The 18,922-nt window shown below is 71.5% G+C and carries 17 protein-coding genes; 8 read left to right on the top strand and 9 right to left on the bottom strand.

All coding sequences use genetic code 11. From position 1 onward, the window contains the following. From ACIQCH_RS19530 to ACIQCH_RS19505, 6 genes are all read left to right on the top strand, one after another. Window positions 1-1,080, top strand: a 1,080-nt coding sequence (locus tag ACIQCH_RS19530; protein WP_402582399.1) for a sulfate adenylyltransferase subunit 1, incomplete at its 5' end; no start/stop codon positions are given. Beyond that, complete coding sequence (locus tag ACIQCH_RS19525; RefSeq protein WP_402582397.1) at window positions 1,080-2,189, top strand: aliphatic sulfonate ABC transporter substrate-binding protein; 1,110 nt, start codon at window positions 1,080-1,082, stop codon at window positions 2,187-2,189. The genes ACIQCH_RS19530 and ACIQCH_RS19525, both read left to right, overlap by 1 nt. A gap of 59 nt (window positions 2,190-2,248) precedes the next feature. Then, window positions 2,249-3,052 carry an ABC transporter ATP-binding protein gene (locus ACIQCH_RS19520; RefSeq protein ID WP_402582396.1) on the top strand — a complete coding sequence of 268 codons (804 nt, stop codon included), beginning with the start codon at window positions 2,249-2,251 and terminating at the stop codon, window positions 3,050-3,052. Beyond that, window positions 3,039-3,956 carry an ABC transporter permease gene (locus ACIQCH_RS19515; protein WP_402582395.1) on the top strand — a complete coding sequence of 306 codons (918 nt, stop codon included), beginning with the start codon at window positions 3,039-3,041 and terminating at the stop codon, window positions 3,954-3,956. Before ACIQCH_RS19520 ends, ACIQCH_RS19515 begins: the two co-directional genes overlap by 14 nt. Window positions 3,957-4,356: 400 nt before the next feature. After that, on the top strand, window positions 4,357-6,108 hold the full coding sequence (locus tag ACIQCH_RS19510; protein WP_402582405.1) for an ABC transporter ATP-binding protein: 1,752 nt from the start codon (window positions 4,357-4,359) through the stop codon (window positions 6,106-6,108). A 98-nt stretch (window positions 6,109-6,206) separates the two neighbouring features. Further along, window positions 6,207-8,138, top strand: a complete 1,932-nt coding sequence (locus ACIQCH_RS19505; protein WP_402582394.1) for a multicopper oxidase family protein — start codon at window positions 6,207-6,209, stop codon at window positions 8,136-8,138. 78 nt (window positions 8,139-8,216) lie between these two features. Here ACIQCH_RS19505 and ACIQCH_RS19500 read toward each other — a convergent pair whose 3' ends face one another. From ACIQCH_RS19500 to ACIQCH_RS19490, 3 genes are read right to left on the bottom strand one after another with little or no spacing between them, the layout of a single operon-like run. Beyond that, window positions 8,217-8,879 (bottom strand): sulfotransferase family protein, encoded by a 663-nt coding sequence (locus ACIQCH_RS19500; protein WP_402582393.1) that lies wholly within the window; start codon window positions 8,877-8,879, stop codon window positions 8,217-8,219. 15 nt (window positions 8,880-8,894) lie between these two features. Further along, the gene (locus ACIQCH_RS19495; protein WP_402582392.1) at window positions 8,895-9,326 is read right to left on the bottom strand and encodes a carboxymuconolactone decarboxylase family protein; all 432 of its coding nucleotides are present in this window, start codon (window positions 9,324-9,326) and stop codon (window positions 8,895-8,897) included. Between the two features lie 60 nt (window positions 9,327-9,386). Next, a complete protein-coding gene (locus ACIQCH_RS19490) occupies window positions 9,387-10,415 on the bottom strand; it encodes a methyltransferase (protein WP_402582391.1) in 1,029 nt (342 codons plus the stop codon). 221 nt (window positions 10,416-10,636) lie between these two features. Here ACIQCH_RS19490 and ACIQCH_RS19485 point away from each other — a divergent pair, with 221 nt between their 5' ends. Beyond that, window positions 10,637-11,254: a disulfide bond formation protein DsbA gene (locus ACIQCH_RS19485; RefSeq protein ID WP_402582389.1), complete on the top strand. Its 618-nt coding sequence runs from the start codon at window positions 10,637-10,639 to the stop codon at window positions 11,252-11,254. 31 nt (window positions 11,255-11,285) lie between these two features. Here ACIQCH_RS19485 and ACIQCH_RS19480 read toward each other — a convergent pair whose 3' ends face one another. The 3 genes from ACIQCH_RS19480 to ACIQCH_RS19470 all read right to left on the bottom strand — a co-directional run bounded on the left by ACIQCH_RS19480 (window position 11,286) and on the right by ACIQCH_RS19470 (window position 13,278). Beyond that, the gene (locus ACIQCH_RS19480) at window positions 11,286-12,161 is read right to left on the bottom strand and encodes an NmrA/HSCARG family protein (RefSeq protein ID WP_402582387.1); all 876 of its coding nucleotides are present in this window, start codon (window positions 12,159-12,161) and stop codon (window positions 11,286-11,288) included. An 89-nt stretch (window positions 12,162-12,250) separates the two neighbouring features. Further along, window positions 12,251-12,520 (bottom strand): acyl carrier protein, encoded by a 270-nt coding sequence (locus tag ACIQCH_RS19475; protein ID WP_402582386.1) that lies wholly within the window; start codon window positions 12,518-12,520, stop codon window positions 12,251-12,253. Between the two features lie 29 nt (window positions 12,521-12,549). Then, the gene (locus ACIQCH_RS19470) at window positions 12,550-13,278 is read right to left on the bottom strand and encodes an SDR family oxidoreductase (protein ID WP_402582384.1); all 729 of its coding nucleotides are present in this window, start codon (window positions 13,276-13,278) and stop codon (window positions 12,550-12,552) included. A 362-nt stretch (window positions 13,279-13,640) separates the two neighbouring features. On the opposite strand from ACIQCH_RS19470, the gene hemG reads away from it, so the two are divergent. Next, window positions 13,641-15,116: a protoporphyrinogen oxidase gene (hemG, locus tag ACIQCH_RS19465; RefSeq protein ID WP_402582382.1), complete on the top strand. Its 1,476-nt coding sequence runs from the start codon at window positions 13,641-13,643 to the stop codon at window positions 15,114-15,116. A 278-nt stretch (window positions 15,117-15,394) separates the two neighbouring features. On the opposite strand, the gene ACIQCH_RS19460 is transcribed toward hemG, so the two are convergent. The 3 genes from ACIQCH_RS19460 to ACIQCH_RS19450 form a co-directional block, all read right to left on the bottom strand. Then, window positions 15,395-17,146, bottom strand: coding sequence for an FAD-dependent monooxygenase (locus tag ACIQCH_RS19460; RefSeq protein ID WP_402582380.1), 1,752 nt, complete (start codon window positions 17,144-17,146; stop codon window positions 15,395-15,397). A 201-nt stretch (window positions 17,147-17,347) separates the two neighbouring features. Beyond that, window positions 17,348-17,800, bottom strand: a complete 453-nt coding sequence (locus ACIQCH_RS19455) for a pyridoxamine 5'-phosphate oxidase family protein (protein ID WP_402582378.1) — start codon at window positions 17,798-17,800, stop codon at window positions 17,348-17,350. Beyond that, on the bottom strand, window positions 17,797-18,918 hold the full coding sequence (locus ACIQCH_RS19450; RefSeq protein ID WP_402582376.1) for a threonine aldolase family protein: 1,122 nt from the start codon (window positions 18,916-18,918) through the stop codon (window positions 17,797-17,799). The genes ACIQCH_RS19455 and ACIQCH_RS19450 overlap by 4 nt, the downstream gene beginning before the upstream one ends. Between the last annotated feature and the right edge of the window lie 4 nt (window positions 18,919-18,922).

The raw sequence follows: 18,922 nt of genomic DNA, 5'->3' as shown, positions 1-18,922 counted from the left end.
TACTTCGCCACCGCCCGCCGCCGGTTCATCCTCGCCGACACCCCCGGCCACGTGCAGTACACCCGCAACATGGTCACCGGCGCCTCCACCGCCGAACTCGCCGTCGTCCTCGTCGACGCCCGCAACGGCCTCGTCGAGCAGACCCGCCGGCACACCGCGGTCGCCGCCCTCCTGCGGGTCCCCCACGTCGTCCTGGCCGTCAACAAGATGGACCTCGTCGGCTACGACGAGTCCGTCTTCGCGAAGATCGCCGAGGAGTTCACCTCCTACGCCGCCACGCTCGGCGTCAGGGACGTCATGGCCATCCCGATCTCCGCGCTGGCCGGCGACAACGTCGTCGAGCCCTCGGCCACCATGCACTGGTACGGCGGCCCGACCCTGCTCGAGCACCTGGAGACCGTCCCGGTCGGCAGCGACCCGAGCGAGGAGCCCGCCCGCTTCCCGGTGCAGTACGTGATCCGCCCGCAGAGCGCCGAGCACCCCGACTACCGCGGCTACGCCGGCCAGATCGCCTCCGGCGTGCTGCGGGTCGGGGACGCCGTCACCGTCCTGCCCTCCGGCCGCACCACCGCCGTCGCGGCCATCGACGCGCTCGGCACGCAGACGGACGTCGCCTGGGCGCCCCAGTCCGTGACCGTCCGGCTCACCGACGACGTCGACGTCTCGCGCGGCGACCTGATCGCGGGCGGGGGCACGGCCGGCGCGCCCACCCAGGACATCGAGGCCAGCGTCTGCCACCTCAACGAGCGCCCCCTGCACGTCGGCGCCAAGGTGCTGCTCAAGCACACCACCCGCACCGTGCGCGCGGTGGTCAAGGACATCTCGTACCGGATCGACATCAGCACGCTCGATCGGCGCCCCGGCGTCGAGGGCCTGCAGGTCAACGACATCGGCCGGGTCGTGCTCCGCACGGCCGAGCCGCTCGCGCTCGACCCCTACGCCGACAACCGCCGGACGGGCTCGTTCCTGCTGATCGACCCGGCCGACGGCACCACCCTCGCCGCCGGCATGGCGGGCGAGCCCTTCGGGACCGTACGGCGGCACACGACCGCGGCAATCAACGAGGAGGACTGGGTCTGATGCAGAACCACCGGATGATCGGGCGCGTGGCCGTGGCGGCCGTCGCAGTGACCACGGCCGCCGGGCTGCTGACGGGCTGTGGTTACGGCGCAAGCGCCGACGACAGCCCGGTGGAGCAGGCCGCGGGCGCCTCGGGTGCGAAGCTGTCCGCCGACACCGTGAAGATCGGCTACTTCCCGAACCTGACCCACGGCACCGCCCTGGTGGGCCTGCAGGAGGGTCTGTTCCAGAAGGAGCTGGGGTCGACCCGGATCAAGTCCCAGTTCTTCAACGCCGGTCCGGCCGAGATCGAGGCGCTCAACGCCGGTTCGATCGACATCGGCTGGATCGGCCCGAACTCGGCGATCAACAGCTACGTCAAGTCGCACGGCACGTCCCTGCGGATCATCGGCGGCTCGGCCTCCGGCGGTGTCAAGCTGGTGGTCAACCCGAAGAAGATCGCCTCCCTGGACGACCTCCGGGGCAAGCGGCTCGCCAGCCCGCAGCTGGGCGGTACGCAGGACGTCGCCCTGCTCAACTACCTCCACGGCAGGGGCTACAAGGTGGACCCGGCCTCCGGCGAGGGTGACGTCGACGTGATCCGTACGGAGAACAAGGTCGCGCCGGAGGCGTACAAGTCCGGCTCCATCGACGGCGCCTGGGTGCCCGAGCCGACCGCCTCCCGGCTGGTCACCCTCGGCGCGAAGGTCCTGCTGGACGAGAAGTCGCTGTGGCCGGGCGGCAAGTTCGTGACCACCAACATCATCGTCTCGCAGAAGTTCCTGACCGCGCACCCCGACGTGGTCGAGGCCGTGCTGCGCGGCTCGGTGGCGGCCAACGCCTTCATCAAGGCCTCCCCGGAGAAGGCGAAGGCCGACGCCAACCTGCGGGTCAAGGCCGACACGGGCAAGGAGCTGCCGCCCGCCATCCTCGACCCCGCGTGGAGCAGCGTCGACTTCATCGACGACCCGCTGGCCGACACCCTGCGGGCCGGGGCCGACCACGCGGTCGCCGCGGGCCTGCTCAAGAACCCCGAGCTCACCGGCATCGTCGACCTGACCCTGCTCAACAAGATCTTCAAGGCAGCGGGCCGGCCCGCCGCGGCGGACGCGGGGCTCGGCGTCAAGTGACGCCCCGCACCCCGTAGCTCCGCGCAGCGCCCCGCCCACTCCCGCAGGAGGTGTCCGCAATGACCACGGCACTGACCATCCCGACGTACGCCCCCGTCGTCGAGACCACGGCCGACTGCCCGGCGGTCCGGCTCTCGCACGTCACCAAGGCCTTCGGCCGCCCCGGTGCGGCCTCCGTCGTGCTCGACGACATCAGCCTGGACGTGGCCCCGGGTGAGTTCGTCACCCTGCTCGGGGCTTCCGGCTGCGGCAAGTCCACCCTGCTCAACCTGGTGGCGGGGCTCGACGAACCCAGCGCCGGGACCATCGAGGTACCCGGCACCCGCCCGTCGCTGATGTTCCAGGACCACGCGCTGTTCCCGTGGCTGACCGCGGGCAAGAACATCGAACTCGCCCTGCGCCTGGCCGGCGTCCCGCGCGAGGACCGCAGGACCGAGGCCGAGCGGCTGCTGGAGCTCGTCCGCCTCGGCGGCGCGCACCGCAAGCGGGTGCACGAGCTCTCCGGCGGCATGCGCCAGCGCGTGGCCATGGCGCGGGCGCTCGCCCAGGGCGGCACCGTCCTGCTGATGGACGAGCCGTTCGCCGCGCTCGACGCCATCACCCGGGACGTCCTGCACGAGGAGATCACCCGGATCTGGAGCGAGCGCAAGCTCACCGTCCTGTTCGTGACCCACAACGTCAGGGAGGCCGTGCGGCTCGCCCAGCGCGTCGTCCTGCTGTCGTCCCGGCCCGGCCGGATCTCCCGGGAGTGGCGCGTCGACCTGCCGCACTCGCTCCGGGGCGAGTCCGTCGAGGTCGCGGAGATGTCCATCGAAATCACCGAGCACCTGCGTGGGGAGATCCGCCGCCATGTCCAGCACTGACATCCGGCCCGCGGCGAGCGCCCGCGCCGCCCGCCGCGACGGCCCGGGGGCCGGCTTCGACACGCTGGGGGCCGGCCTGGACGCGCTGGAGACCGGCCACGCGCAGCGCACCCCGCTCAGCCAGGTGCTCAAGGCGAAGGTGCTGCCGCCGGTCCTGGGCGTCGTGCTGGTCGTCGGTCTCTGGCAGCTCGCCTACAGCATCCACCTGACCAGCCCCGAGAAGCTGCCGAGTCCGGCCGACGTGTGGCACGCGCTCACCGCCCTCTGGGGCGACGGCACCCTGTTCTCGATCATCTGGACCAGCCTGTGGCGCGGTGTCTCGGGCTTCCTGGCGGCCGTCGCGATCGGTACGCCGATCGGCCTGCTCGTCGCCCAGGTCAAGCCGGTACGGGCCGCCATCGGTCCGGTGCTGGCGGGCCTGCAGTCACTGCCTTCGGTCGCCTGGGTACCGGCCGCCGTCATCTGGCTCGGTATCAACAACTCGGCCATGTACGCCGTGATCCTGCTGGGCGCGGTGCCCTCGATCGCCAACGGCCTGATCGCCGGGATCGACCAGGTTCCGCCGCTGTTCCTGCGGGCCGGCCGTACGCTCGGCGCGAGCGGCCTGCGCGGCGCCCGGCACGTGCTGCTCCCGGGCGCCCTGCCCGGGTACCTGGCGGGGCTGAAGCAGGGCTGGGCGTTCTCCTGGCGGTCGCTGATGGCCGCCGAGCTCATCGCCTCCTCCCCCGAACTGGGGCTCGGCCTCGGCCGCTACCTGCAGAACCAGCGGGAGTTCTCCGACATGCCGGGCGTGGTGCTCGGCATCGCCCTGATCTTCGTCGTCGGCGTCGCCATCGACCTGCTCGTCTTCAGCCCGGTCGAGCGGTGGGTCCTGCGCAGCCGCGGGCTGCTGGCCGCGCGCTGAGCCGCCCGTCTCCAGCGGAGCTCGACACGGTCCCGATGTTCCGTTGAGCCGCGTTGCCCAAGATGACGTCGGGCGGCCCCCCTGCGAATGGAGATCGACATGGGCGCGAAGCCCAGGTCCGCTATGCGATCGATGTGGAAGAAGCTCGGCGAAGGCCTCATGTGGACGGGGTTCGCGTGGAACGGCATGTGTCCCCCCTGCGCATGGCAGGAAGCCACCGCCCTGCCTGCGGACCAGCCGTGCCCGAGCCCGTTGTCGGAGAAGGAGCTCGCCCAGTGGGCGGCACTGGTCAGACAACTGCAATAGGCACGACCCGGATCCGTCGACTGGAACTGACCAAAGAGAGAAGGAGGCCAGGGTGAGCAGCGCCAGTTCGGGCATCACGCGTCCCCAGGCACTGATGAAACACGGCGAGATGCGACGCGTCCTCGGGCTGTTCCGCCCGTATCGGCGGAAGCTGCTGTCCGTCGTGCTGCTGGTCGCGGGCTCCTCCCTGATCTCCCTCGTCAACCCGTTCCTGATCCGCGAGATCATGGACACGGCGCTGCCGGAGGACCGGTTGGGGCTGCTGTCCCTCCTCTCCCTCGGCATGATCCTGGTGTCCGTCACCACCAGCACGTTCAACGTCTGGCAGACGCACATATCGGCCACCGTGGGTCAGCTCGTCATGCACGACCTGCGTACGGCGGTGTACGCCCACCTCCAGCGGATGTCGCTGGCCTTCTTCGCCCGCACCCGCACCGGCGAGGTGCAGTCGCGCATCGCCAACGACATCGGCGGGATGCAGGTCACCATCACGACCACCGCCACGGCGCTGCTGGCCGACCTGACGGTCGTCCTGGCCTCGACCACCGCGATGTTCCTGCTCGACTGGCGCCTGACGCTCGCGTCCATGCTCATGCTCCCGGCGTTCGCCCTGGTGAGCCGGCGCGTCGGCAACGAGCGACGGCACATCACCCGGGACCGGCAGAACCGGCTCGCCGAGCTCTCCTCGACCATGCAGGAGTCGCTGTCGATCAGCGGGATCCTGCTCAGCCACACCATGGGCCGGTCCCGCTCCCTGACCGACAACTTCTCGCGGCAGTCGCGCAAGCTCACCGACGTCGAGGTGCGCGTCACCACGGCCGGACTGTGGTACCAGTCCACGATCTGGGTCGTCATCGCCTCGATGCCGGCGGTCATCTACTGGGTCGCGGGACTGACCTCCGACAACGGCCACATGGCCATCTCCATCGGCTCCCTGGTGGCCTTCACCTCCCTCCAGCAGAGCCTGTTCCGCCCCGCGCAACGGCTGCTGACCGTCGGCATCGAGATCCAGGGCTCCCTCGAGCTCTTCGGCCGCATCTTCGAGTACATCGACCTGCCCGTCGACATCGCCGAGCCGGAGCGGCCGGTGAAGCCGACCGCCCTGCGCGGCGAGGTGCGGATGCGGGGGGTCGGCTTCTCCTACGCCAGCGCGGACCAGGCGACGCTGGCCGGCGTGGACGTGACCGTCCCCGCGGGCCGCAGCCTCGCGATCGTCGGCGAGACCGGCTCGGGCAAGAGCACGCTCAGTTACCTCATTCCGCGGCTCTACGACGTCACGTCCGGTTCCGTCACGATCGACGGGGTCGACGTGCGCGACATGTCCTTCGACACGCTCACGTCCGCGGTCGGCGTGGTCGCCCAGGAGACGTACCTCTTCCACGCCACGGTCGCGGAGAACCTGCGGTTCGCCAAGCCCGACGCGACCGACGAGGAGCTGTACGCGGCGGCCCGGATCGCCCACATCCACGACTACCTGACGCTGCTGCCCGACGGCTACGACACGGTGGTCGGCGAACGCGGGTACCGGTTCTCCGGCGGCGAGAAGCAGCGGCTGGCGATCGCCCGCACCATCCTGCGCGACCCGCCGATCCTGGTGCTCGACGAGGCCACCAGCGCCCTGGACACCCAGACCGAGCAGGCCGTCCAGCAGGCGATCGACGCGGCCAGCGTGGGGCGCACCACCATCACGGTCGCCCACCGGCTCTCGACCGTCCGCAACGCCGACGAGATCATCGTGCTGGACCGTGGCCGGATCTCCGAGCGCGGCACCCACGACGAGCTGCTCCTGCGCGCCGGCCACTACGCGACGCTCGTCAACCGGGACAGCGAGCCGATCGCGGTCTGACCCGCTCCCCGGACTCGGGCCCGGCTCCGTCGACCGACCCCATCGGTCTGGAGCCGAGCTCGAGTTCGGCGAGAGCGGCCGCCCCTAGCCTCGGGCGAATGGACCCCACAGCTTCCGAAACATCCGAGCCGTCCGGGCTGAACCGCCGCGCGGTGCTGCGTTACGGCACCATGGCCGGCCTGGGCGCCCTGGTGACCGCCGCCCCCTTCTTCAAGTCGCACGGTGCGGCCGCCGCGACGGCCGGCGGGCCCGAGCCGTCGGCGCCCGAACTGAAGCTGACCAAGTTCCAGGATCCGCTGCGGATCCCGCCGGTGCTGCGCCCCCGCGACCGCGGCGACCACGACGAGCTGACGGTCCGCCTGCGCACCGCCGACGTCACCGTGCACTCGGAGATGCCGCCGGTGACGATGTGGACGTACGAGGGCGTCTTCCCGGGCCCGACGATCAAGACGGTCAGCGGCCGTCCGCTGCGGGTCGTCTGGGAGAACCAGCTGACGGGCAACATCCCGGTCAAGGCGGTCGACTTCGGCTCGGCCACGGGCCGCTCGCCCGACCCGCTCACCAACTACCCCGGCACGCAGGGGACCCAGGAGGTCGCCGGCGTGGCGGACCTGCCGCCGTGGGCCGCGGTGCACCTGCACGGCATGCTGACCGGCGGCGGCAACGACGGCTGGATGGAGAACCTCATAGGTCCGGGCGACGTGCAGTTGTCGGCCTATCCGAACGACCAGGCCGCGACGACGCTCTGGTACCACGACCACACCCACCACGTGAGCCGCTTCAGCGTGTACGCCGGGCTCGCGGGCCTGTTCCTCTCCCGCAACGAGGAGGAGGAGGCGCTCGACCTGCCCGACGGCGCCCGCGACGTGCCGCTGGTCCTCTGCGACCGCAACTTCGACGTGGACGAGTCCGGGGCGCTCGCCGGCCGGCTGGTCCACAAGGTGGAGATGATCGGCCCGCAGCGGCTCCTGCGCGTCCACGCGGCCCCCTACACCCTGGTCAACGGGGTGGTCTGGCCGTACCTGGAGGTCGCGCCGCGCTGGTACCGGTTCCGGATCGTCAACGCCTCGAACTCCCGGCTGTACCGGCTGATGCTGCTGGCGGACGGCAAGCCCGTCCCGGGGGCGCTGAAGGTGATCGGGACCGACCAGGGCCTGATCGACAGGCCGCTGGCCGTCGACGGGTCGCTCAACCTGTCCGCCGGCGAGCGCGCCGACGTGCTGGTCGACTTCAGCGCGTTCCGGGGGCAGGCCCTGAAGCTGGTCAACACGCTGGACGGCGTCGCGCCCGGCGCCTCCGACAAGCGCAACGACCTGCTGGAGCCCGACGTGATGCAGTTCCGCGTCGCTGACCAGAGGCCGTCCGGCCGGTTCGTGCTGCCGGAGGTCGTCTCGCCCACGTTCAAGCGGCTCACCCATGACGACCTGCCCCACGACCACGCCCACCGGTGGGTGGTGACGGTCGGTCCCGGCTCGACGAACCTTCCCGAGCTGTGGGAGATGGAGGAGGTCGACCCGGCGGGGATCACGTTCCCCTCCCCCGGGGTCATCCAGGTCCAGGACGCCGAGGGCACCGTCAGGACGCTGCGCAGGACGGCGATGACGTACGACGACGGCAAGGCGTTCACCGCCGCGCACGAGAGCACGGAGGTCTGGAAGTACCTCAACCTCGCCGTGGCCCCGCACCCCATGCACATCCACCTGGCGCACTTCCAGGTGCTGTCCCGCGACACCTACGACATCACCGGGTTCGACCGGGTCACCCGCGGCTCGGCCAAGCCCATCGCGTTCAAGGCCGCGGGCGTGCTCGAGGCGCACGAGCTCGGCGAGAAGGACGTCATCCGGTTGGGTTCGGCCGGCCAGCTCACGCCGAACAGCACGGTGGGCGAACTGATCACCGTGGCGGTCCGGTTCCCGGTCGTCGGCAGGGGCGTCCACCACTGCCACATGCTGGAGCACGAGACGCACATGATGCGGCCCCTCGTGGTGTCCCCGGCCGCCCATCTGCATTCGGGCGGCCACCACCACTGACGCACGACGCCGTGGGCCCGCGCCGGTGACCGGCGCGGGCCCACGGGCGCGCTCAGGGGCGTCGAAGGACGCGGGGACTCAGCCGGCGGAGACCGGGCCGGCGCCGGCGGCCTGGGCTATCCGCTGGCGCATGGACTCGGAGTTGTTGGAGCGCGGGAACTCCTCCTCGGGGACCTCGACCCCGAGGAACGCGCACAGCGGCTCCCACCCCTGCTTCACGTCGAAGACGAGGACGTTGTCCGCGCCGAGGGCGCGCACGACGTCCTCGGTGTGCCGGTGGTAGACCTCGATGGCGTGGTCCTTGTCCTCGAACCGGCCGCCGAAGAGGCCGTCCCAGACCAGGGCGTTGACCACGCGGAACAGCCGGGCCTGCCGCGAGCCGGGCTCGGGCGGGTGCGCCATGGTCCGCAGCGCGAACTGGTACAGCGTGTCGTACGTGCTCTTGTACCAGCCCTCGGCGTCGCGCACCGTGAGGATCACCTTGGCCTCGGGGAGCGCCTCGGCGATCTGCTGGTAGTAGACGGTGGAGGGACCGTCCACCGCGGAGGCGTAGCCGTCGTACAGCGCGGCCCAGTCGGGGCGCTCGCCGTCGCAGACGACCCGCTCCCACTGCGCGAGGCGCTCGTCGTCGTCGACGACGTCGAACATGTGGAAGCAGGGGCCGAGACCGAGCCGCTCCAGGGCCATCTGGAGTGAGGTCGTGCCGGTCCTGCCCAGGCCGGCGTTGATGAGCTTCAGCACGGTGTGTCCTCTTCCTCAGCGCCAGACCGCGTCGTCCTGGTGGGTGGCGACGTTCACCCGGTTCCAGAAGTTGACCAGGCTGATGTGCATGACCAGGGCGCCGAGCTGCACGTCGGTGTAGTGCTTGGCGGCGCTCGCCCAGACCTCGTCCGTCGGCGCGTTCGCGGCGTCGGTCTGCAGGGTGACGGCCTCGGCCAGCTCCAGCGCGGCGCGCTCGGCGTCGGTGAAGGAGGGCTCGGTCCGCCACGAGTCCACCTGGGGCAGGCGCTTGTCGGCGGGCTCGGTCGGGAAGGTGTAGACCCGGCCGTTGAGCGAGGCGACGCGCAGCCGGATGAAGTCGAGGGTCGACTGCGGTACGCCGACCTTGCCGATGACCTCGGACAGGTCGAGCAGGGGCTGCAGGGCGCCGGGAACGACCAGGGAGGGGTTGTCCATCCGTGGAGCCATCGGGAGTTCTCCTGTGTGATGAGGGTGCGCTGGAAGGTGGAACGGCGTCGGGCGGGGCCGTCAGACCGGGATCGCCTCGATGATCGAGATCGGTGAGGTGGTGGGGATCGCCCTGGTGATCCGGAAGCCCGCCTTGGCGAACAGCTCGGTGTACTGCGCGAGCGTGCGGTCCTGGGAGCCGATCATCAGCATCAGCCAGAGGTCGATGGTGTGGCCGATGTGGCGCTCGTTGTTCTCGGGGAGCAGGTACTCGATGCAGAGCAGCTTGCCGTCGGGGCCGATCGCCTCGCGTGCGTTGCGCAGGGCGGTCAGGGCGTCTTCCTCGGAGAAGTTGTGGATGATGCGCTTGTACAGGTACGCGTCGGCGCCCTCGGGCAGCTTGCCGAGGTAGCTGCCGTGCTCGACGGTGTAGCGGTCCGCGACGCCGGCCTCCTCGAAGAGCGAGGCCGAGTCCACGGTCGCGATCTCGAAGTCGTACAGCACGCCCTTGGCGTCCGGTGCCTGCTGGAGGACGCCCGCCAGGAGGTAGCCGCGGCCGCCGATGACGTCCACGACGGTGCGGAACTGCGAGAAGTCGTAGGCGGCCAGGACCGGGTCGGTCTCCGACTCCGAGACCTTGCCGAACGCCTGGAAGAAGGTCGCGGCGTAGGCGGGGTTCGCGTGGAAGAAGTCCAGCGTGCTCATGCCGCGCAGCTTGGGCAGGTTGGCCTCGCCGGTCCGCACGGTGGTGAGCAGGTGGCCCCACTCCTCGTGCAGCAGGGGGTCGCTCATCAGCACGGCGAACTTGCGCATCGAGTCCTGCGCGTCCTCGCGGAGCTTGTCGGACAGGGCGGTGTTCTCGTACCGGCCGTCCGGACGGACCGCGAAGATCCCGTGGCCGGACAGGGCGCGCAGGAGCCGGTGGGTCGCCTGCGGGTCGGACTCGACCCGCAGGGCGATGTCCTCGGCGGACAGCGGCGCGTCGGCGAGCACGTCCGCGATGCCGAGCCTGGCGGCGACGGAGATCGCCTGGGTGATGACGGCACCCTGGATCAGTTCGAGCAGCGCGTAGGAATCCGACTGGTCGCGGACCTCGGCCGATGCGGACATCGCTTTCCCCTCGGAGTGTCTTTTTGCGGAATCCAGACGATAGGTCGACGCTTCTCCCCGCCGCAACCGACCGGGTTTCTCGAATTCTTGACGCGCATGTTCAACCGGGGAAATCTCGCATTTGAACGGAGCCCACCTCTACTGACGCTCGACCGGGAATCCGACCTCGCTTGTCAGGCTGTGCCGACCGCGACCTTGCAGTCGCCTTGAGGAGGCCGACGTTGGCGCACGACACCCCGACCCCGGTGGATTTCTGGTTCGACCCGACCTGCCCCTGGGCCTGGATGACATCCCGGTGGGTCCTGGAGGTCGCGGAGCGACGGCCGCTGGACGTCCGCTGGCACATCATGAGCCTGACGGTGCTCAACGAGGGACGCGCGGACCTGGACGAGCGCTGGCACCGCGACCTGGCCCTGCGGATGGAACCGGTACGGGTCTGCGCCGCCGCCGAGCACGCGTACGGATCCGGAGTGCTGGGCCGGCTGTACACCGAACTCGGCACCCGGTTCCACCTCGAGAAGGCGCCCAAGGAGCGGGCCACCTACGCGGCGGCGCTGGCCGCCGCGGACCTCGATCCCGCCCTGGCCGACGCGGCCGGTGCCGACGCGTTCGACACCGCGGTGCGCGCTTCGCACCAGGACGGCATCGCCCGCGTCGGCACCGATGTGGGCACCCCCGTCATCGCCGTGGGGGACGTGGCCTTCTTCGGCCCCGTGGTGACGCCCACGCCGCGGGGGGAGGCCGCGGTGAAGCTCTGGGACGGGGTGCTCGCGGTGGCCGAGACCGACGGGTTCTTCGAGCTCAAGCGCACCCGGACCCGGAACCCGATCTTCGCCTGAGTCCCGGCGCCTCCCCCGGCCGGCTGCGGCGTCAGGCGCGCGCCGCGACCACCGGGGGCGTCCAGTTGTCCTTCAGCCACGCCTCCAGGGAGACCAGGTTCGGCCTGCCCTTGCGCAGTTCGGGCAGGTCGGCCTGGAAGCCCTCGCGCTCGAACCAGTCGAACATGTTGGCGAGGTCCGGGCGGCCCGCGCGCAGCGGCTCGATGGGCAGCTGCTGGAAGCGGGTGGGGATGCCGGCGGCGGCCCCGAACGCCGCGGCCATCTGCGGCCCGGTCAGCTCCTCGCCGGCGATGTCGACCGTCCGGCCGAGCCAGGCCTCCGGGTTCTCGAAGGCGTCCGCGGCGAACGCGCCGATGTCGCTCGTCGCGATGATCTGCACCGGGGTCTCGGGGTCGAGCCACATGGCCAGCACGAGCTCGCCCCCCATCGGGCGCGGGGCGATGTCGAGGAGGATGTCGTGGAACATCGCCGGCCGCAGCACCGTGGCCGGCAGGTCGAGCGTCGCCAGGTACTGCTCGCCCACCAGCTTGCTCTCGAAGTGCGGGACGCCCGTGTCCCGGTCCGCACCGCCGACCGAGCTGTAGACGAAGTGCTTCACCCCGGCGCGCACCGCGGCGTCGGCCACCGCCTTGCCCTGGCGGATCTCGGCCTCGACGCCGCCGGCGCCCCGGAAGGTCTGCACGCTGAAGACGCCGTACACGCCCTCCATCGCCGCGTCCAGCGACGCCTCGTCGTCCATGTCACCGCGGACGAGGACCGCGCCCGCCTCCTCCAGCGCCCGCGCCTCCGCCTTCTGCGGGTCGCGGACCAGGGCGCGCACGCTGAATCCGCGGCGCAGCAGGTCGCGGGCGGTCGCCCCGCCCTGCCGGCCGGTGCCGCCCGTCACCAGGATCGTCTCTGCAGCCACTGTCTGCCTCCATGTCTTGTGCCCGCCGGGCCTCGCCCGGCCCGGCTATCGGGTGTGATGGCCGCGAACGGCCTCGATCCCTCGCGGGATCAGGCCGCCCGCTCCTCCTTCAGCTGCAGCAGCCAGTTGACGAGCTCGACGAGCTCCCGCGCGGTGGTGATCCCGCCGAGCCCGTCCTCGGAGAACACGACGTCGAAGTCCCGCTCGATCCGGCTGCAGGTCTCCAGCAGCGCGAGGGAGTCGTACCCCAGGTCGCCGAACGGACGGTCGGGCGCCTGCTCGATCCCCGGCGTGCCCTCGGCCCCGACCGCGCACGCGCGCATGATGGTGTCGAGCTCGCCGATCGTGATCCGGCGCAACGCCGTTCCTCTCCTCGGTGACGTCCCCGCTACCACGGCACGGGGCCGTCGTCCGCCAGGCACTGGCCCGACGGACCGGCCTCGTCCAGCGTGGCGAGCCGGACGGCGATCGCCGCGCCCTCGGCGGGTGACCGCTGCCCGCGGTGGTGGTTGATGTCGGTCGCCACCACTCCGGGGAGCGCCGCGTTGACCTTGATCGGGGTCTCCCGCAGCTCCTTGGCGTACGCGAGGGTCACCGCGTTCAGGGCGGTCTTCGAGGACTGGTAGGCGATCATGCTGAGGCCCGCGAGGGGGCCGCCCGGAGCCGAACCCAGGGTCAACGAGCCCACGTGGCTCGACAGGTTGACGATGCGGCCGGCCGGGGAACGGCGCAGCAGCGGCAGCATCACGTGGGTCACGGTGACCACCCCGAACACGTTGGTCTCGTAGACCTCCCGCAGGTCGGCGGCGGTCGCCTCACTGGGCGCCCCGGTGAAGCCGCCCGCGATGCCGGCGTTGTTCACCAGGATGTCCAGGCGCCCGAACCGCCGCTCGATCTCGCCGGCGGCCTCCTCCACGGAGGCCGCGTCGGTCACGTCGATCCGGAGCGGCACGGCGGTGACGCCGTCGTCCGCCAGCGCGTCGGCGGCCTGCTTGCCGAGCGCCTCGTCCCGGGCGCCGACGACGACGGTGATCCCCTGCTCGCCGAGTTGCCGCGCGATGGCGAATCCGATGCCCTTGTTGGCGCCCGTGATGAGCGCGACCTTCTCGAACGGCACGTCTTTTCCTTTCGTGAGGCCCGGGTTCCGCTTCCCGGAACGCCACTTCGCCGGATACGCGGAGGCGGCGAGCGGAACGTCGTGCGCCCGGTTTTCGAGGAATGAATTAATACGTTCACGGTATGAAACGCAAACGCCCGGGCACCTCCGATGGTGCCGTCCGGAACTCCTTGTTCAAACGCCGAAAGTCAGCGGTTGAACGGCCGACCGGGGAGAAATCGCGAAGGACCGGTGCGCCTTCTAGGCGCCCTCCACCCGGGTTCCGGGGCGACCGACCAGACTGCCCACGCCTGCTCGGTGCCGACCGTCGTCGCCCGCACGGGCCTTACAACACCGTAACCATGCATGAAGGAGCTGGTGGAATGACTGGGAGCGAACAGGCTCAGGCGAGCGGTAAGCCCCACGTGGTCATCGTCGGTGGCGGGATCTCGGGGCTGGCGGCGGCGTTCCACCTGCGGAACGAGCCGGTGCGCGTGACGCTCCTCGAGGGCTCGTCCCGGCTGGGCGGAAAGCTGCTGGTCTCCGACGTGGCGGGGGTTCCGGTCGACGAGGGCGCCGAGTCGCTGTACGCCAACCGCAAGAAGACCACCGGCCTGATCAAGGAGGCGGGGCTCGGCGAGCAGATCGTGTCCGCCGGCCCCGTCACCGCGTCGGCGATCTGGACCCAGGGTGCGATCAAGCACCAGCCCGACCGCCAGTTCATGGGTGTGCCCTGCGACATGGACGACCTCGCGCGGTCCGGCGTGCTGTCCGCCGAGGGCGTGGAGCGGGCGCGGCAGGACCTCGTGCTGCCCTCCTTCGACCTGGAGGGCGACATCTCGGTCGCCTCCTTCGTCGGCGGCCGGTTCGGCCAGGAGGTCGTGGACCGCCTCGTCGAGCCGTTCCTCGCCGGTGTGTTCGCCGGGCGTGCCTCGGACCTGTCGTTCGAGGCCACCCTGACCCCGCTGGCGCGCGCCTCCCGCGACCACATCTCGCTCGCGGACGCGGCCGGCTCGCTGGTGCCGCAGCTCCAGGAGGGCGAGAAGCTCCCTCCGATCAGCGTCGCCACCATCGAGGGCGGCTTCGGCACGCTGCCCGCGGCGATCATCCAGCAGGTGCTGGACGCCGCGCCGGACACGGCCCTGCGCACCGGCGCCACCGTCCGTGAGCTGGCGCGCAGCGGTGACGGCTGGCGGGTGACCGTCGGGTCGGGCGCCGACGCGGAGGTCCTCGAGGCCGACGCGGTCGTCATCGCCACCCCGGCCGGCCCGACGGGCAGCCTGCTGGCCGGCGTCCCCGGTACGGGCTCCGCCGTCTCGGCCCTCTCCGAGGTGCCGTACTCCAGCGTGGCCATGGTCACGCTCGCCTTCCCGAAGGGGGCGTTCCCCGGCGGCCTCACGGGCCGCGGCTACGCCGGCTACCGGGTGCCGGCGGAGGAGGGCAAGGCCGTCAAGGAGGTCACGTTCACCACGGTGAAGTGGCCGCACCTGGCGAGCGAGGTGGAGATCGTGCGCTGCTCGATCGGACGGTTCGGCGAGGAGCACCTGCTCCAGCTCGACGACGCCGACCTGATCAAGCTGGCGACGGCCGAACTCGCCGAGGCCACCGGCGTGACCGGTGCCCCGGTGGCGACCCGCGTCAGCCGCTGGGAGAGCGCCCTGCCGCAGTACACGGTCGGCCACGTGGACCGGGTGCGGCAGATCCGTGAGGCCGTGGCGACCCAGCCCGGACTCGCGGTGTGCGGTGCGGTGTACGACGGCGTGGGCGTCGGTGTCTGCATGATGACCTCGCGCCGGGCCGTCGACCAGATCCTCCCCGTCGTGCGGAAGGCGGCCGCCGCCTCCTCCGTCGCGGCCTGAGGGTGAGCCGGGTCCACCGGAGTGATCCGAAGTGATCGCTCCGGTGGACCCGGCATCCGCGCCGCTCGCGGCGCACGAGAAGGGGCCGTGCCCGATCGGGCACGGCCCCTTCTCGTCTTGCCCGTTCCGCTCCCCGTCCCGCCCGTTCCGCGTCGCGGAACGGGCGGTCCTCGTCTCGGAACCAGAAGATCCGGTCAGCGATCCGTTCAGCGATCGGACCGCTGACCGAATCCCTGACCGGATCTCCGACCGGATCTCCGACCGTTTCCCCGACCGGGTCAGCGGTCCAGGATCGTGGCGAAGACCTCCGTCAGCGCCTGCTCCGCGTCCTCGGCGGCGCCGGTGCTGCGCCAGGCCACGTGCTGGTCGGGACGGACCAGCAGCGCGCCGCCACCGGTGATCTGCCGGACGGCCTCCCAGCCGCCGTCCACGTCGGCGTACTCGCCGCCGTCGCCGATGCGGACCGCGTTGACCGGGACGGAGAACTTCTCCGCCACGCGGGCGGCCGCCTCGGTCCACGCCGTGCCCTCCGGGCCGGCGATCAGCGTGAAGCCGGTCCGGCCCGTCAGGTCGAGGGTGGACAGGCGCTCGCCGTCCTTGGTGATCCAGGCGTGCGGCAGCCGGTGGCCCGGGCGCGACGTCGGCGTGTGCTCGTCGCGCATCGGGACGCGGGCCGGGCGCTCGGTGCCGTCGGAGATCACCGCGCCGTCCTCGTAGGCGAAGCCGACCTCCATCTCGAACGACTGGCAGCCGCCGCGGTGGGTGTGGAACACCTCCAGGGCCCGCGCCCGCACGGTGTCGCCGAGCGGGGACGGGTCGAAGTACGCCGCCAGACGCTGGCCGCGGCGCCCCGCCGGGATGTTGTGGCCGCCGCCGATGGCGTCGATGACCACCTGGTGGTGCTGGGCGGCGGAGACGGCCCAGTCGACGTTCTCGCGGCCGACGGGCCGGCGCTCGGCCTCGTAGGTGTCGATCAGGCTGTCGGGCGCGCTGCCGCCCAGTACCGCGGCCAGCTTCCACGCGATGTTGTGCGCGTCCTGGATGCCGGTGTTGAGGCCGAGACCCACGGCGGGCGGCTGCTTGTGCGCGGCGTCGCCGGCGATCAGCACCCGGCCGACCCGGTACTTGTCGGCGAGGATCGCGTTCACGATCCAGTCCGTGACCTTGTGCACGGTCACCTCGAGGTCCGGCACCTTCAGCACTTCACGGATGCGGTCGACGACCGTCTCGTTGTCCCAGCGGCCGGCCGGGCCGGGGGCCATGTGCAGGCCCCACTGCTCGCAGGCCTTGCCCCAGCTCGGACCCATCTCGATCAGGTTGACGGAGAGGTCGGGGTCCTCCGGGCTGAGGTAGTGCGTGATGAGCGTGCCCTCCTCCCACCACTGCGACAGGTCCGCGGAGAAGTACACGGTGGTGGTGTTGACGTCGCTCGGCGGGCCCTGCATCTGGATGCCGACCTTGTTGCCGACGAAGCGGCCGCCGTCGGCGCCGAGGAGGTACTGCGCCTTGACCGTGATGACCTCGCCGGTCTCGAGGTTGCGCACCTCGGCGGTGACGTGGTCACCCTCGTCGGAGAAGTCGAGCACCTCGTGGCTGAAGAGGATCCGCCCCGGGTTCCGCTGCTCCGCGTGCCGGCGCAGGATCGGCTCCAGCCACATCTGCGGCAGCTTCGAGGGCAGTTCCGGGCTGGCCGCCGCGTACTTCTCCGTCAGCTCGCCACCGCCGAAGGCGTCCATCTCATGGATCTGGCGGGCGTCCAGCGGCCCGTCACCAGCGAACGTGGTCGCCCAGCGCACCTTGCCGAACTTGTCCAGCGGCGCCGCCTCCGCGAAGACGTCATCGCGGACACCGTGCTGGCGGAAGATCTCCATGGTGCGCTGGTTGAGGTAGTGCGCCTTCGGCACCCTCGACGTGTCCGCGTGCCGCTCCACCAGCAGGTGGTCGACGCCCTGGTCGGAGAGGAACACGGAGGCGGACAGGCCGCACCCGCCGCCGCCCACGATCAGGACCGGAACCTCGATTGACGTCATGTTCGCCCTTCCAGAATTCAGATGGCTGTTCCCCCACAGCGTGACAACGTCATCCGCAACCCTGGTCAAGAACGACTGGACTCCGAACGGCCGTCGGCCGGTCACGTGGGTGACCGGCCGACTCCGCGCCTCGGAGGAAGGCGTTCCTCCGGGGTTCCTCCAGGGTTCTTCCAGGGCGCCCCCGAGGCTCCGCCCGGTTGCTCAGCCGAGCCAGGCGCCGTCGCGCATCAGCGTGCGTCCGGCCAGCTCGTTGACCTCCCGCCAGGCCTGGATGCGCCGGGGCCGGATGCGGAAGTACTGGTAGGCCTCGTCGAGTTCGCGGGGGTCGAACCCGGTCTTGGCGGCGAAGGCATCCGCCGTCTCCCCGAGGTCGGCGACGTCCACCGGCTCCGCGTCGCCGTCGACGATCACGACGTCGCGCGTCAGGCCGAGGCCGACGCGCACCCGGCCGTCGGCCAGCAGGTTGCGACCGGTGACCGAGGCGCGCGGGGTCGAGACGAGGAGGGCGGTCCCGTCCCAGAGGAACGAGAGCGGGAGGAGGTAGGCACCGCTCCCGGCGCCCGCCGAAGCGACCCAGAGGTCGACGTCGTTCTCCAGTCTCTTGCGAGTGTCCTCCACCCGTTCTTCGAGCCCGCGCGCTGGCACAGCAGTCATGCTTCCTCCGTCCGTGTCGTGGAGAGCCCCCGTCCGGAGAGGGCTCCCGCGGTCGTCGTACGGGCCACCGGCGCGGTGGCCGCGACGGCCGCCAGCGCACTGACGGCCGCACGCACTCCGATCATGTCGTGTGCCCGGTGCACCGCGAAGCGCACGAAGCCGTTGGGCAGGGGCAGCACGCGCACCCCGTGGCCGGCGAGGCGGGCGGCGCACTGCTCCGGGGTCAGCCCGGCCAGACGCGCCATGACCATGTTGGTCGGCCGCGGCGGGCGCATCAGCTCGACGCCGGGCACCGTCGCGAAGCCGGTGGCGAGCGCGGCGGCCGTGGCGTGGTCGGCCGCCAGTTCGGGCACGCGCTCCAGCGCGATGAGGGCGGGCGCCGCCAGGACACCCGCCTGGTGCATGGACCCGCCCAGCTCGGTCCGCAGTCCGCGGGCGCGCGCGACGAACGCCTGCGTCCCGCACAGCAGCCCGCCGACCGGCGCGCCGAGCCCCTTGGAGACGGAGAAGGCGACGCTGTCCGCGGGCTCCGCCAGCTCCGCGGGACGGACCCCGAGCGCCACGGCCGCGTTCGCCAGCCGGGCACCGTCGAGATGGACGTGGGCGCCGTACCGGTGGGCCAGGTCGGCCAGGGCGCCGGTCGCCGCGGCGTCGAGGGCGTTGCCCGAGCGCATCATGCTCGTGTTCTCGAGGCAGACCACGGCGGGCCGGCCGCCCCCGCCGGCGAGCACCTCGTCCACGGCGTCCAGGTCCGGCAGGCCGTCGGGGCGCTGCGCCACCGGCAGCAGCTCGACCCCGGCGAAGGTGCGCAGGCCGTCCCCCTCGAGGAAGGCCATGTGGGTGTCCTCGCCGACGACCAGCCGCGGAGCTCCGCGCGGTCCCCAGGAACCGGCTGCGGCGAGCGAGGCGAGCAGGTTCGCCATGGTGCTGGTGGGCGTGAGCAGCGCGGCCTCGGTGCCGAGCAGGTCGGCCACCCGTGCTTCGAGGAGCGCGACCGTGGGGTCGTCCCCGTACACGTCGTCCCCGACCTCGGCCGCGGTCATCGCCGCGCGCATCCGGGCGTCGGGCACGGTACGGGTGTCGCTGCGGAAGTCGAGCCGGGGGTCGGCGGGCGTCATCGCG

Origin of the sequence: Streptomyces sp. NPDC093225 (assembly GCF_044753805.1) — a bacterium.
GTDB lineage: Bacteria > Actinomycetota > Actinomycetes > Streptomycetales > Streptomycetaceae > Streptomyces.
The sequence above is the reverse complement of the archived record's forward strand: the minus strand, read 5'-3'. Positions and strand labels throughout refer to the sequence as shown.

Coding starts and splice junctions, on each gene's coding strand:
- ACIQCH_RS19515 (WP_402582395.1), top strand. CDS start 3,039: ATGTCCAGCACTGACATCCGGCCCGCGGCGAGCGCCCGCGCCGCCCGC.
- hemG (WP_402582382.1), top strand. CDS start 13,641: ATGACTGGGAGCGAACAGGCTCAGGCGAGCGGTAAGCCCCACGTGGTC.
- ACIQCH_RS19455 (WP_402582378.1), bottom strand. CDS start 17,800: ATGACTGCTGTGCCAGCGCGCGGGCTCGAAGAACGGGTGGAGGACACT.
- ACIQCH_RS19510 (WP_402582405.1), top strand. CDS start 4,357: ATGAAACACGGCGAGATGCGACGCGTCCTCGGGCTGTTCCGCCCGTAT.
- ACIQCH_RS19450 (WP_402582376.1), bottom strand. CDS start 18,918: ATGACGCCCGCCGACCCCCGGCTCGACTTCCGCAGCGACACCCGTACC.
- ACIQCH_RS19520 (WP_402582396.1), top strand. CDS start 2,249: ATGACCACGGCACTGACCATCCCGACGTACGCCCCCGTCGTCGAGACC.
- ACIQCH_RS19505 (WP_402582394.1), top strand. CDS start 6,207: ATGGACCCCACAGCTTCCGAAACATCCGAGCCGTCCGGGCTGAACCGC.
- ACIQCH_RS19495 (WP_402582392.1), bottom strand. CDS start 9,326: ATGGCTCCACGGATGGACAACCCCTCCCTGGTCGTTCCCGGCGCCCTG.
- ACIQCH_RS19490 (WP_402582391.1), bottom strand. CDS start 10,415: ATGTCCGCATCGGCCGAGGTCCGCGACCAGTCGGATTCCTACGCGCTG.
- ACIQCH_RS19460 (WP_402582380.1), bottom strand. CDS start 17,146: ATGACGTCAATCGAGGTTCCGGTCCTGATCGTGGGCGGCGGCGGGTGC.
- ACIQCH_RS19525 (WP_402582397.1), top strand. CDS start 1,080: ATGCAGAACCACCGGATGATCGGGCGCGTGGCCGTGGCGGCCGTCGCA.